Source organism: Turicibacter sp. H121 (assembly GCF_001543345.1).
Classification (GTDB): Bacteria; Bacillota_I; Bacilli_A; order MOL361; family Turicibacteraceae; genus Turicibacter; species Turicibacter bilis.
Window position 1 is genome coordinate 15,846 of sequence record NZ_CP013476.1, and the last position, 14,565, is coordinate 30,410.

Annotated in this window: 10 protein-coding genes; all 10 read right to left on the reverse strand. The window is 35.4% G+C overall.

The features are described 5' to 3' along the window. Window positions 1–640 precede the first annotated feature (640 nt). Entirely contained in the window at window positions 641–1,687 is a 1,047-nt protein-coding gene (locus AT726_RS00075) for a hypothetical protein (RefSeq protein WP_068758763.1), read from the reverse strand. A gap of 94 nt (window positions 1,688–1,781) precedes the next feature. Beyond that, on the reverse strand, window positions 1,782–2,195 hold the full coding sequence (locus tag AT726_RS00080) for a hypothetical protein (RefSeq protein ID WP_068758764.1): 414 nt from the start codon (window positions 2,193–2,195) through the stop codon (window positions 1,782–1,784). A gap of 91 nt (window positions 2,196–2,286) precedes the next feature. Further along, complete coding sequence (locus tag AT726_RS00085; RefSeq protein WP_055276794.1) at window positions 2,287–4,035, reverse strand: tetratricopeptide repeat-containing glycosyltransferase family 2 protein; 1,749 nt, start codon at window positions 4,033–4,035, stop codon at window positions 2,287–2,289. Between the two features lie 424 nt (window positions 4,036–4,459). Continuing rightward, a complete protein-coding gene (locus AT726_RS00090) occupies window positions 4,460–7,132 on the reverse strand; it encodes a hypothetical protein (RefSeq protein WP_068758765.1) in 2,673 nt (890 codons plus the stop codon). Window positions 7,133–7,995: 863 nt separating this feature from the next. After that, on the reverse strand, window positions 7,996–9,045 hold the full coding sequence (locus AT726_RS00095; protein WP_068758766.1) for an ABC transporter substrate-binding protein: 1,050 nt from the start codon (window positions 9,043–9,045) through the stop codon (window positions 7,996–7,998). Window positions 9,046–9,052: 7 nt separating this feature from the next. Next, complete coding sequence (locus tag AT726_RS00100) at window positions 9,053–9,832, reverse strand: ABC transporter permease (protein ID WP_144436929.1); 780 nt, start codon at window positions 9,830–9,832, stop codon at window positions 9,053–9,055. Then, the gene (locus AT726_RS00105; protein ID WP_055276485.1) at window positions 9,826–10,671 is read right to left on the reverse strand and encodes an ABC transporter permease; all 846 of its coding nucleotides are present in this window, start codon (window positions 10,669–10,671) and stop codon (window positions 9,826–9,828) included. The genes AT726_RS00100 and AT726_RS00105 overlap by 7 nt, the downstream gene beginning before the upstream one ends. Window positions 10,672–10,673: 2 nt before the next feature. After that, a complete protein-coding gene (gene potA, locus AT726_RS00110; protein WP_055276487.1) occupies window positions 10,674–11,717 on the reverse strand; it encodes a spermidine/putrescine ABC transporter ATP-binding protein in 1,044 nt (347 codons plus the stop codon). 22 nt (window positions 11,718–11,739) lie between these two features. Continuing rightward, window positions 11,740–12,282 (reverse strand): helix-turn-helix domain-containing protein, encoded by a 543-nt coding sequence (locus AT726_RS00115; RefSeq protein ID WP_055276489.1) that lies wholly within the window; start codon window positions 12,280–12,282, stop codon window positions 11,740–11,742. Window positions 12,283–12,622: 340 nt separating this feature from the next. Next, window positions 12,623–14,494 carry a translational GTPase TypA gene (gene typA / locus AT726_RS00120; RefSeq protein ID WP_068758767.1) on the reverse strand — a complete coding sequence of 624 codons (1,872 nt, stop codon included), beginning with the start codon at window positions 14,492–14,494 and terminating at the stop codon, window positions 12,623–12,625. Between the last annotated feature and the right edge of the window lie 71 nt (window positions 14,495–14,565).

The window sequence follows — 14,565 nt, forward strand, 5'->3', positions numbered from 1 at the left end:
CTAAATAACCGTATCTAATCCCCATTCCCTAGTAATTGAGGACCGTTTCACTCGTGAAACTTCTAGGGGACCCATTCCCTAGTAATTGAGGATTGTTTCTCAAGTGAAACTTCTAGGGGACCCATTCCCTAGTAATTGAGGATTGTTTCTCAAGTGAAACTTCTAGGGGACCCATTCCCTAGTAATTGAGGATTGTTTCTCAAGTGAAACTTCTAGGGGACCCATTCCCTAGTAATTGAGGATTGTTTCTCAAGTGAAACTTCTAGGGGACCCATTCCCTAGTAATTGAGGATTGTTTCTCAAGTGAAACTTCTAGGGAGGTTGATGAAGAGAGGTTGAAATATTAAAATTGGCCTCATATTTGTTGGGGTCTTCTTTTTTTCCTTTAAACAGCTTAAAGTTCTTAATAAAATACTTCGATCATAAATCTAACCCTAAAAGAATTTAAGCACGTATACATTCAAATGTATTAAGATATTTATCATTCATAAATAAATCTCCTTGTTAAGAATTGGGTATGAAAACTTCATTCTATAACTAACATCCTATTTATAAACTTTTTTATGTGTCGCACTTAATACTATCTCTATCAAAAAACCTTCCAGAGGATAAACTGGAAGGTTTTTTGAAAAATAAATTTTTAAATTTGTCCTTGGAAATAGATATCAACTGTCACATCAGTAGATGTTGACACCTCTAAGGCTACATAAGAATAATGACTATATTCAACATTTGCAATATATCCACCTGTCGCATAACCTGCAGGAAGAACAACTTGTGTTGGTGATAATGCCACAGGCCCTGCAAGGGAGATAGCTGGTATTCCTGATGGAAGTGGTGATGCGTAAGCTATTGCTGTGACGTCTTGTGCCGTACTAAACATTAAATATCCAAAATCACGAAGCTCACCGACATAGTATACAGGTGTCGTAATCGTGCTAGTTGAATTTAACGTATAAGATTGAATATCATTAGTTACTGTTCGTGCAGCAAGTTGAACTGCTAAGTTAGTTGTTCCTGTTGTCACTTCAATTGGTTGATCAATTAATACGGTCGGTGTTCCACTAATTTCAATAGCTGGTAAACTAGCAATCGTTAATTCATTTCCTATGCTAACTTCCGGTAACGTTAAGACGTTCACGTCAAGTGGTTGTTCTGCTGTTACCGTTAACACCTCTGGAAGCGTTACACTGACTAAGCCACTAACTTCGACGGCTGGTAAGCTAGCGATCGTTAATTCATTTCCAATGCTAACTTCTGGTAACGTTAAGACATCTGGAAGCGTTACACTGACTAAACCGCTCACTTCCACTGCTGGTAAGCTGGCGATCGTTAATTCATTTCCTATGCTAACTTCTGGTAACGTTAAGACGTTCACTTCTAGTGGTTGTTCTGCTGTTACCGTTAACACATCTGGAAGCGTTACGCTGACTAGACCGCTCACTTCTACCGCTGGTAAGCTCGCGATCGTTAATTCATTTCCGATGCTAACTTCTGGTAACGTTAAGACGTTCACTTCTAGTGGTCGTTCTGCTGTTACCGTTAACACATCTGGAAGCGTTACACTGACTAAACCGCTCACTTCCACTGCTGGTAAGCTGGCAATCGTTAATTCATTTCCTATGCTAACTTCTGGTAACGTTAAGACGTTCACTTCTAGTGGTTGTTCCGCTGTTACCGTTAACACATCTGGAAGCGTTACACTGACTAAGCCACTGACTTCGACGGCTGGTAAGCTGGCGATCGTTAATTCATTTCCGATGCTGGTAAGCTGGCGATCGTTAATTCATTTCCAATGCTGGTAAGCTGGCGATCGTTAATTCATTTCCAATGCTAACTTCTGGTAACGTTAAGACGTTCACTTCTAGTGGTTGTTCTGCTGTTACCGTTAACACCTCTGGAAGCGTTACACTGACTAAACCGCTCACTTCTACTGCTGGTAAGCTTGATACTATGACTGGATTAACAATTGATACAGAAGCAACACCTGTTATCTCTATAGATTGTGCGCCACTGATTTCAATTGTAGGTAAGGAGTTAACACTTACACTAAGTGGTGTCGTCGTATCAACTCCCAGTACCCCAGTAACCGCTAACGCCCCGTCAAAAACTTCTATTGGTTGATTAGGATCAGAACCATAAATCTGGGTTTTGACGTTTTCAGGGTTATTATTGTATATTATTCTATTAGGCATTTTCTCACCTCAGATAAATTACTTATACTATGTAACTCAAATAAGTTACACAGTATAATATATTCTTGAATTTAAGATGCTCTCGTGTTTTTTACTCGGTTACTTCATTAACTCTTATACAACTAAGAATATTAATCATATCGTCATCAAGTCCTCCACCATTTAAAATATAATTTTCAATCACTGTTTTTGCCCATTTGTTATGATGGTACTTACAATATAACTGAGCTAATTTAAGAGTCAGTGCTTTATCGAGATGAACTTCTAGAAGACTTGCAAGGTCACTACTTAAATTCTCTTGATGAATAATTAAACATTCTTCAATCAGTCGAAATATTATACTAATCTCATCCTGGGATAAGGTGTATTCCCCTTTTTCATCTAAATAACTTTTTAAATTCCCATAGTATTTCGGATACTGTAATTGTCTAGGACTATATTGCTCATTATTTGTTAAAAGATATAATAAATAAAAATAAGGCGCTACAGCTTCAAAAGAATCGTATTGTACATATTTATTAAACCACTCACAACACTGTTCATCGTTCGATAGATAAAATTGATTTTTTCCCCTTAAATAAAGAATCTGTGAATTGGTTTCGGATAAATCAATTTGATTTAAATAAACTTGTGCTTGAGCAAACAATCCTTGCTTAATTAATAGATCAATTAATAAAATTTTATTATTTAAAGTTGTAGCAGGTAAATACTTACTTAATTGCTGACTCATCTGCTCCTCATTTAACCCCATTCTTCTTAGACATGATGCAACTGCATATAAAATTTGATAATGACTCGGATTTAGCTCTAGATATTTATTATAATGAAAAATTGCTTTCTCACTATCTCCATAATAATCATATAAAGTGGCTAACTTTAAATGTGGCCATAGTGTTTCAGAAGCTTTAGAAAACTCTAACTGCGCATCAGGTCGCCCCATCGTTAAACATGTTTCATAACTAGTGATTGCCTTAGTAATCAACCCTAGTTTTTCTTCTATTGTTCCTTTGACAAACATTAAATGGGTAAAGGTTGGGTATAACCTTATGCCTTCATTAGCTGCTAAAAGAGCTTTCTTTTCTTGATGATTGGCAACTAAAGCATTAATTCTAAACACGATTAATTTAGGTAAATATCCTTGTCCAACGGTTGTATGTTCATAAGCTTGATTATAAAGTTCAATAGCTTCTTCATATTTTTCAAGTTGAAACATTTCATTAGCTAAGTTAAATTGATGAAAGGAATTATTAGGGTCTTCATCTAAAATTGATTGTAGAATTTGACTATTTCGTTTAGGCTTATTTTTAGATTTGACTACTTCCTTCAAATATCCAGTATGATAAAACCCTAAGTCTGTCGTCTTAGAAATTACTTTTTCATCGGATATTAATTGTTCATGGATAGCCCCAACATAATGAAATCCTTTATGATTTTTAAATAACCGATGATTTAAGTTAATCATACAACTGGCTGGATTATTTGGTTCAGTAAAATTTAATGTCTTAATATAATAGCTATCAATGCCCTCGGCGTTTAATAATGAAACAAACAAGTTATAATCTTCTGGCCGTAAATACTCATCAGCATCTAAAACTAAAATCCACTCTTTGCTTGCAAAAGATAAGGCATAGTTTCGTGCTTGAGCAAAATTATTATTCCATTCATATGTTTTAATGATTGCCCCATACTTTTTGGCGACCTCAACCGTATTATCTGTTGATCCTGTGTCAACAATAATCATCTCATCTGGTATAGATTGTAGACTTTCTATACATCTGGCTAAGCAGTCTGCTTCATTTTTAACAATCATACATAAACTTAGTGAATGTTTTCTTTCCATTTTGCTACCTCCTTATTAAATTAGGCAGTCAACTAACTAAATACTCCCTTTTTATCATATGTTAAGTTTTATTTAATGCCATTTATTAACGAAAAAGAACCAAACTTTCATCAACAAGTCATCATAACGCGTATAAAAAGAAGACCTCACCCATATCATTAAAAGATAGATGAAATCTCCTTTTATATTAGATTTTTTCAATTTTCTTGAATATTTTTTGCCTATACTAAAATCATGTGTAGTAACATGAAGAAGTATCAGTATAGACCTAAACAGGAACGATGATAGGATTTTCTCTCACAAAAAAAATCGACCTCCTTAACTTAGTAGCTACAGTATAGCTAAAAGTTCGAGGTCGATAGAGACAAGTTTATTTTACCTGCTTACAAATTTCCTATACAAAGCCTAGTTGTTTTTGATCTTTTTACAATTCTATAATTGGTCCTTGAGATTGAGCAATAACTTCAACCGTAGCTGGTGCTGTATTATTAGAGAATGATACTCCTAAATAACGTCCAAAGTAATTACTTACAAATGGATAATTTGGACTTGTAACAGATAATTCTTGTGTGATACCTGCTGGATAAAAATAATCTGGATTTGAGGTTGGAGAAATAATGATTTGAGCTATAACAGAGTCTCCTGAAGCAAGATGAGTAAAAATAGTTTGATCAATCGATCTAGATATATCATAAATAACAGCCGCACTCGTAGCTACTGAAACATATAAAGATGTCAGTGGCGTTTCATAATAATTATAGGCATTTAAATCTGCCACAGTTGTAATAGTTGTAATAACTACGACATCGATTGGTTGTTCTACTGTCACGGTGATGACTTCTGGAACGGTCACGCTTACTAATCCACTAACTTCTACTGCTGGTAAGCTGGCGATCGCTACCTCTGGTAACGTTAACACATTCACATCAATTGGTTGTTCTGCCGTTACCGTTAAGACATCTGGAACCGTTACACTCACTAACCCGCTGACTTCTACTGCTGGTAAGCTGGCGATCGTTACCTCTGGTAACGTCAACACATTCACATCAATTGGTTGTTCTGCCGTTACCGTTAAGACATCTGGAACCGTTACACTCACTAACCCGCTGACTTCTACTGCTGGTAAGCTGGCGATCGCTACCTCTGGTAACGTTAACACATTCACATCAATTGGTTGTTCTGCCGTTACCGTTAAGACATCTGGAACCGTTACACTCACTAACCCGCTGACTTCTACTGCTGGTAAACTTGCGATCGCTACCTCTGGTAACGTTAACACATTTACATCAATTGGTTGTTCTGCTGTTACCGTTAAGACGTCTGGAACCGTTACACCCACTAGGCCACTTACTTCTACTGCTGGTAAGCTGGCGATCGTTACCTCTGGTAACGTCAACACATTCACATCAATTGGTTGTTCTGCTGTTACCGTTAAGACGTCTGGAACCGTTACACTGACTAGGCCACTGACTTCTACTGCTGGTAAGCTGGCGATCGTTACCTCTGGTAACGTTAACACATTCACATCAATTGGTTGTTCTGCTGTTACCGTTAAGACGTCTGGAACCGTTACACTCACTAACCCGCTGACTTCTACTGCTGGTAAGCTGGCGATCGCTACCTCTGGTAACGTCAACACATTCACATCAATTGGTTGTTCTGCTGTTACCGTTAAGACGTCTGGAACCGTTACACTCACTAACCCGCTGACTTCTACTGCTGGTAAGCTGGCGATCGTTACCTCTGGTAAGCTAATGACATTGGCATCGATAAGTGGATCTACAATAACTGTTGCAACTACAACACTTAAATCTGTATTAACTATACAAACTTCAACAACTTCTGGTATAGTAACAGTCAATACATTTGTTGAATTAATTAACACAGTTGGAGTTCCACTGATTTCAACTGCTGGTAAGCTGGCGATCGTTACCTCTGGTAACGTTAACACATTCACATCAATTGGTTGTTCTGCTGTTACCGTTAAGACGTCTGGAACCGTTACACTCACTAACCCGCTGATTTCAACTGCTGGTAAGCTTGCGATTGCTACCTCTGGTAACGTTAACACATTCACATCAATTGGTTGTTCCACTGTTACCGTTAAGACGTCTGGAACCGTTACACTCACTAACCCGCTGACTTCTACTGCTGGTAAGCTGGCGATCGCTACCTCTGGTAACGTTAACACATTCACATCAATTGGTTGTCCCACTGTTACGGTGACGACTTCTGGAACGGTCACGCTCACTAAGCCGCTCACTTCCACAGGTGGTAAACTTGCAATAGTTACCTCTGGTAAGCTCACCACAGAAACACTAGGAGCATTTATAACTCTAACATCACCCCAAATAGGTAATGGTGAAGCCGCTACAATAGGAAGAGGAATATTTAAAACATTAACCCCTATTGGCTTTTCTTCTTGTTCGCATTTTATATAAATTCTTTGAGTTGCATAACCACCAAGACCATCCCATACAGTTATTTCAAAGAAGTCATTTTCAACTTCATCACATCTTCCTTCATAACGCCAAGAGCCTGTTCGATTATTTAACTCTACGCAACCTGATTTAGGCTTCAAAGATAAGAAATATTTATATGTTATACGTGGACGACGCTCTACTTTGACTTCACCGCAAATGCCACTCTCACAATCGCCTTTAACATAAATTGGACTTTTAACTTTAATAGGTTGAACACAATCAATTATATTCAAATCGACTTCCTCAATATGATGCATTCGACCGACTGAAAATGTAATAATATGATTAGTTTCTTTTACAACCGCTAATCCATCACGAATGGCATGTAAGATGTTAGCACGTTCACTCTCATGATGGTAAAGAGGGATAGGATAAATGACTTCCATTACAACTAATTGTAATTGAAGTTGCCCGTAATCTACGCGACTATTTCTAATTTTGAAAACAGGCGATTCATCTTCATCTCTATTATAATTTACAAATAAATAGCTTCCTTGACTATTTGAAATCATAATTAAATCATCAATACGGCAACTAGGCATTTTATTTCTTGCGTAATAAACTTGTTCTTGATCTCTTGAAGAGGATTGTTCCTGAGAAAGAATGTCCTCCATATAATCACCTCATTTTTTAGTTATTCAACTTTTAGAGGGATACTCTAAACAGATATAGCCATAATACTATTCTAGTAGGCTATACAATATTATATTAACAATCCCAAAAATTGCTTATTTAATATTCCTTCTAATTAAATAAATTCCTCTTTTCTTTCAATCACTAAAAGTTGAAATTTAGCGAGAGTAAAAATATGGACAAGTTAAAAATAACTAAGGACAAACCATAAAATAAATCTATAATCTTTGGTGTTGCTGACTATGTAGCACCTTTTTTCACGATGACAGATTGTAATATTAAGTAGGAAACATAAAAAACTCATAAATAGGATGTTTGTTATAGACTGAGTTCCTCCATCAAATTCTTAACAAGGAGATTTTTTTATAAGCGATAAACATCTTAACATATTTGAGTATACACACACTAAAGTTCTTTCAGGGTTAGATTTATGATGGGACGATTTTATTAGGAGATTTAAGTTATTTAAGGTAAAAAAGGAAACGTCCAAAAAAGTTAAAAAATATGAAATGTTTAAAAACGGATCTCTTTCTACTCAGATCACATGAACCAATCCTTCACTAGAAGGGAGTGGGGACCCTAGAAGTTTTACTCGTAAAGCAGTCCACAATTACTAGGGAATAGTCTCCCCTTTCTGTAAGTAGGTTTTATCCTTTGATGGGCTATTAATTCCATATTCTCATGATTCAAAACTTAACCAAACCAAAAGAAAAAATCCTAGTGGCTTAACCACTAGGATTTCAGTTAAGTTATTCATAATAAATAGGTTACAAATCAATGACCAACACTATTTGATAAAGTTCCAAAAAAATCCCTAAAACAATGTGTTTTAGGGATTTTAAATTTATCGTTTAGAGGCAGCCAATACTTGTGTCCAAATATCGTCATACTCTTTAATGAATTCTCCCGGATCGCGGAAGGTCTCCATTGGTAAAGAATCTAATAATTCTTGTGATGGGCTATATGCTTCATTTTGTGTCCATTCATCTTCAGATACATTTGCTAATACTTCTGTATTTGGTGTTGAATACATGACATATTCTGTATTCATTTGAGCAATATCAGGACGTTGCATGAAGTTAATAAATTCATGAGCTAGATCAACATTTTGAGCGGTTGATGGAATAACCATTGCATCCACCCACATGTTAGATCCTTCTTTAGGAATCACATACTCCATATCTTCATTCTCATCCATGATATAGGTTGCGTCTCCTGAATAAACAACAGCTAATGCTGCATTTCCTGCAATCATATTATCAATGACTTGGTCGGTTACATAAGCATATACTAATGGACGTTGCTCAATTAAAAGTTGTTTCGCTTCTTCTAATTCCTCAACATTTTGCGTATTCATCGAGTAACCTAATAACTTTAATGCGACCATTAATGAATCACGTTGGCTATCATACATAAAGATATTACCTTTATATTTTTCATCCCATAAGATCGACCAAGAATCCACTGGTTCATCTACTACCGTTGTATCATATAAAATCCCAACAGTTCCCCAGAAATATGGAACTGTGTATAGATTTTCAGGATCATATGGAAGGTTTTTATATTCATCACTAATATATTGAAAGTTAGGAATCTTACTATAATCTAAAGGAAGTACTAACCCTTCTTTAATCATTTTTTCAACCATGTAATCAGAAGGGAAGGCTACATCGTAGTTTGTTCCTCCTGCTTTAATTTTTTGATACATCGTTTCGTTTGAATCGTATAATTCATAGACCACTTTACAATTAAACTCTTCTTCAAACATCTTTAATACTTCACGATCAATATACTCACCAACATTATAAACATAAAGCTTTTCTTGAGCATCACCTGAACATGCTGTTAAAAGTAAAACAACTGAGGCTACAAACATCATCATTATCCTTTTCATGAGATGACTATACCTCCTTTTTCTTTCTAATTGCTAAATTATTTGAAATTAAAACGGAAACTAGGATTAAGCTAACCATAATCGTTGCTAACGCATTAACCGTTGGGCGAATCCCACGTTTAGCCATTGAATAAACCTCAATAGATAAGTTTGTTACTCCATTTCCGGCAGTAAAATAACTGATAACGAAATCATCAATAGACATCGTAAAGGCCATTAAGGCCCCTGCCATAATACCAGGCATAATTTCAGGAATCACAACCTTACGGATCGCTTGCATTGGGGTTGCTCCTAAGTCCATAGCTGCTTCTGCCATATTTGGATTCATCGCATATAAACGTGGTAAAACTGATAAAACAACGTAAGGAATACAGAACATAATATGAGCTAATAACATCGTTGTAAATCCAAAGTTCATTTTAAATGTCTTAAATAACATCATTAATGCTACCGCTAAAACAATATCCGGACTAATAACCGGTAGATAGTTAATATTTAAAACAAATGCTTTTGTTTTTTTTGTTAACTTATAAATACCAATTGAAGTGAATGTTCCAACAACCGTTGAAATAGCAGTTGCTAAAACAGCAACGATTACTGTATAAAAGACAGCCGTTTGCATTTGACTATCTTGGAATAACTCTTCATACCATTGTAAAGAGAATCCTGTCCATTTCCCACTTGATTTCGATTCATTGAACGAGAAAACAATTAATACAGCAATCGGTGCATATAAGAATAAGAACATGATTGCTAAATAAAATCTAGATAACCATTTATTTACCAAGGTAGTGCACCTCCTGCTTGTCCATCTGAATCAAATCGTTTCATTAACCAGATAGAAAGTAAGATAAAGATCATTAAAATCATTGATAACGCAGATCCAAAATACCAATTCCCTGTTAATAAGAATTGTTTTTCAATCAAGTTACCAATCATCATGTACTGTCCTCCCCCTAATAATTGTGGGATAACGAATGTACTTACCGCAGGTAAAAATACCATTATTACTCCTGTAATAATACCTGGTAACGTTAATGGGAAAACAACACGCGTAAATACTTGTCGATTATTCGCTCCTAAATCACGAGCAGCATAGATTAAATTTTTATCCACTTTTGTTAGTGCTGTATGAATTGGTAACACCATGAATGGTAAGAAATTGTAAACCATCCCTAACACAATGGCAAAATCCGTGTACATAATATCGATTGGAGCAATATTAAAGAACTCTAAAATATTATTTAAAATTCCATTTTTCCCTAAAATTGAAATCCATGCATATGTACGAAGTAACATATTAATCCACATAGGCATAATGAATAATAAAAGCAATGAAGATTGACGTTTAAGTGAGCATTGCGAAATCACCCATGCTAACGGATATCCAAAAAGTAAACAAAAAATAGTTGAGATTAACGCAATCCATAATGAACGTGCTAATGTCGCCATATAAATTGGGTTAAAAAATTTAATATAATTATCTAATGTAAAACGAAAAGCCAGCGGATTTCCATCACTTGGATCAATGATACTATATAAGAAAATCAGTAACATTGGAACAATGATCATAATAGAAATCCAGATGATATATGGATAACTTAAACGCTTTGTTGATTCATGCATAACTAAACACCAACTTCCATAACATGAATATCTGCCGGTGCAACTGTCATCCCTACTTCTACTCCGACTTCAGCACTTTGTGTACTGTGAACAATATATTCGCGGCCTTCTACCATCACAATAATTTCATAGTGAACGCCTTTAAAAATAACACTATCGACGATTCCAGTAAAGGCTCCATTTTCTTTCGAAACAATTTGTAAATCTTCTGGACGAATGACCACTTCAACCGTCTCATTTGGGTTATACCCACGATCGACACACTCAAAGATATGTCCTTCAAACTCAACTTTATAATCTTCAATCATCGTTGCATTGACAATGTTACTTTCACCAATAAAGTTAGCAACAAATCGGTTACGTGGTTCGTTGTAAATATCGACTGGTGTTCCAATTTGTTGAATTAATCCATCATTTAAAACAACAATCGTATCTGACATCGTTAAAGCTTCTTCTTGATCATGAGTTACGAAAATGAATGTAATTCCCATTTCACGTTGAATCTCTTTTAATTCATATTGCATATCTTGACGTAATTTTAAATCTAATGCACCTAGAGGTTCATCTAATAATAAAACTTTAGGGCGATTAACTAATGCACGAGCAATGGCAATACGTTGTTGTTGTCCACCTGATAATGAATCAATACTTCGTTTGGCATAATCAGTAAGTTTAATCATTTTTAACATGCGGTTTACACGTTCTGTCACCTCTGCTTCAGGGACGTTTTTCATACGTAAACCAAACGCGATATTATCAAACACATTTAAATGCGGAAAAAGGGCATATTTTTGGAAGACCGTATTAATCTCGCGCTTATACGATGGGATTTGAATTAAATCTTTTCCGTTGAATTCAACTTCACCCGATGTTGGTGTATCGAATCCACCAATAATACGTAATAATGTTGTTTTCCCACACCCAGATGGCCCAAGTAATGTCACAAACTCATTCTCATGAATGGTTAAGTCAATCCCTTTTAAAACGATATCCCCATCGTATTCTTTAGTTAAGTTTTTGATTTCAATTAATGGTACTTTAGTCATACTTGACCCTCCTTAAATAATGCTAGAATGTTGGGGGTGTTGCAACCCAAAGAACAGATGCGGGCACTTTTGAATTGTTTTTTAATTTATGATCCACATCCGCTTTATAATAAAAGCTCTCACCTTTTTTAACTTTATATCTTTTGGCACCTAAAACAAGTTCTACCTCACCTTTTAAAACATAACCGAACTCTTCTCCGTGATGTGGCTCATCATCGTAAGACATCCCTCCAGGTTCGAGATCAATAATGATAGGCTCCATTTCATTTTTTTGGGCATTAGGAATAATCCAACGAATGGTCATATTATAATCTGGTTCTTCTTTTATAAAAACATCGTCCTGTTTAAAAACAATCTTTTCATCTGATTTTTCATCTGAGAAAAATTCACCCAATGTTGTTCCTAAAGCTTCTAAAATGTCAACAAGTGTTGCAATGGATGGAGAAGCTAAATCACGTTCTACTTGAGAAATATATCCTTTAGTTAATTCAGTACGATCAGCTAACTCTTCTTGAGTTAATTGAAGTTCCATTCTTAGGCGCCTTATTTTTTCTCCTATAATCATAATCACACCTCAAATTTCTATTAAATAAATAAACAATTTGTTTACTTATAATAAACCTCTTCTATTATAATATGATTCGTGATTTTGTCAATATTATATCAGCCAAAAATATACCTTTTTTTAATCAATTTTTACATTTTTTAAGATGAGTTTCACTCCTTATTGTTTGAGATGCTCAACAATTTATACAAATCCTCACTTAAAATGAAAAATCATTTTTAGTGACGCCTATTTTCCTCTTCTATAAAGCTATGTGCCTTTCTAATTTAATTCTTCATCACATTCAAAACCTTTTTCTAATAACCTCCTTATAACTCAAGTTAAAAATAAAAAAACTCAATCAATGAAGAAGGATTTTCTTCATCGATTGAGTTAAAAAATAATTATTGATCAGCGTATTTTTACGTTTATCGAATTTTTTACGCTCATTTGTATCTAAAATTTTCTTACGTAAGCGAACTGATGTAGGAGTAATTTCTACTAATTCGTCTTCATTAATATATTCTAAGGCATACTCTAATGTGATTAGACGTGGTTTCTTTAATACAACTGTATTATCTTTACCCGCTGAACGGCAGTTTGTTAATTGTTTTGCACGTGTAACATTGACTGCTAAGTCTAAATCTTTGTTGTTTTCACCAACGATCATTCCTTCGTAAACAGGAGCTCCTGGTTCAATGAACATGATTCCGCGATCTTCTAATCCCATTAAACCGTAGTTTGTTGCTTTTCCATTTTCCATAGAAACTAAAGCACCATTTTTACGTTCTCCAACTGATCCTTTTTCCATTGGGCGGTATTCAGAGAATGTATGGTTGATGATTCCGTAACCTTTTGTTAATGTTAAGAATTCTGTCATGAATCCGATTAAAGCACGAGATGGTACATCATAAATTAAACGAACTTGTCCATTTTCGTTATGAATCATATTTTGTAATTGACCTTTACGGTATCCCATCGCTTCAATGACACTTCCAACATGTTCTTCAGGTGCTTCGATTTGAACATACTCATATGGTTCACATAATACACCATCGATTTCACGAATGATAACTTCTGGTTTAGAAACTTCTAATTCGAATCCTTCACGGCGCATGTTTTCAAGTAAGATTGATAAGTGAAGTTCTCCACGTCCTGAAACAACCCACTCTTCTTTTGTTCCAACACGTTCAACTAATAATGAAACGTCACGTTGAATTTCTTTGTATAAACGTTCATCAATTTTAGATGCTGTCACGTGTTTTCCTTCTTGTCCTGAGAATGGAGAAGAGTTTGTTGAGAATGTCATTTTTAATGTTGGTTCATCAATGTGTAAGATTGGTAACGCTTCTTCTTTACCGATTTCACAAACCGTTTCCCCAACGTTGATATCTGGTAAACCAGCGATTGCAACGATATCTCCAGCTTGTGCTGATTCAATTTCAACACGCTTTAATCCTAAGAATCCAAATAATTTTGTGATACGGAATTGTTGCGTTGATCCATCTAAACGACAGATTGAAACCATTTGGTTAACATTGATTGTTCCTCGAACGATACGTCCAATCCCAATACGTCCAACATAATCATTATAGTCTAATAAAGCTGGTTGGAATTGTAATGTTCCATTTGGATCCATTCCTGGATCCGGAATGTTTTCTAAAATTGATTCGAAGATTGCTTCCATGTTTTCTTCTTGATCAGCTGGATCAGAGCTTAAGCTTGCTGTTCCGTTTAATGCTGAACAATAAACAACAGGGAATTCTAATTGATCGTCGTCAGCTCCTAATTCGATGAATAATTCTAATACTTCATCAACAACTTCTTCAGGTCTTGCAGCTGGACGGTCAATTTTATTAACCACCACGATTGGTGTTAATTTTTGCTCTAATGCTTTCTTTAATACGAAACGAGTCTGAGGCATTGTTCCTTCGTAAGCATCAACAACTAATAAAACACCATCTACCATGTTCATAATACGTTCAACTTCTCCCGCGAAGTCAGCATGTCCTGGTGTATCTAAAATGTTAATACGATAATCTTTATAATCAATCGCAGTATTTTTCGCTAAAATCGTAATTCCACGCTCACGCTCTAAATCGTTAGAGTCCATGACACGGTCAGCTACTGCTTCATTTTCACGGAATGTTCCCGCTTGACGTAATAACTGATCGACTAACGTCGTTTTACCGTGATCGACGTGGGCAATAATGGCAATATTTTTAATATTCATATAGGCACCTCTGTCTGGTAAATTTAAAATTTCATACTGAAATATTATACAACAAAATAAGAGTTCCTGTA

Coding starts and splice junctions, on each gene's coding strand:
- AT726_RS00080 (WP_068758764.1), bottom strand. CDS start 2,195: ATGCCTAATAGAATAATATACAATAATAACCCTGAAAACGTCAAAACC.
- AT726_RS00090 (WP_068758765.1), bottom strand. CDS start 7,132: ATGGAGGACATTCTTTCTCAGGAACAATCCTCTTCAAGAGATCAAGAA.
- typA (WP_068758767.1), bottom strand. CDS start 14,494: ATGAATATTAAAAATATTGCCATTATTGCCCACGTCGATCACGGTAAA.
- AT726_RS00115 (WP_055276489.1), bottom strand. CDS start 12,282: ATGATTATAGGAGAAAAAATAAGGCGCCTAAGAATGGAACTTCAATTA.
- AT726_RS00105 (WP_055276485.1), bottom strand. CDS start 10,671: ATGCATGAATCAACAAAGCGTTTAAGTTATCCATATATCATCTGGATT.
- potA (WP_055276487.1), bottom strand. CDS start 11,717: ATGACTAAAGTACCATTAATTGAAATCAAAAACTTAACTAAAGAATAC.
- AT726_RS00085 (WP_055276794.1), bottom strand. CDS start 4,035: ATGGAAAGAAAACATTCACTAAGTTTATGTATGATTGTTAAAAATGAA.
- AT726_RS00095 (WP_068758766.1), bottom strand. CDS start 9,045: ATGAAAAGGATAATGATGATGTTTGTAGCCTCAGTTGTTTTACTTTTA.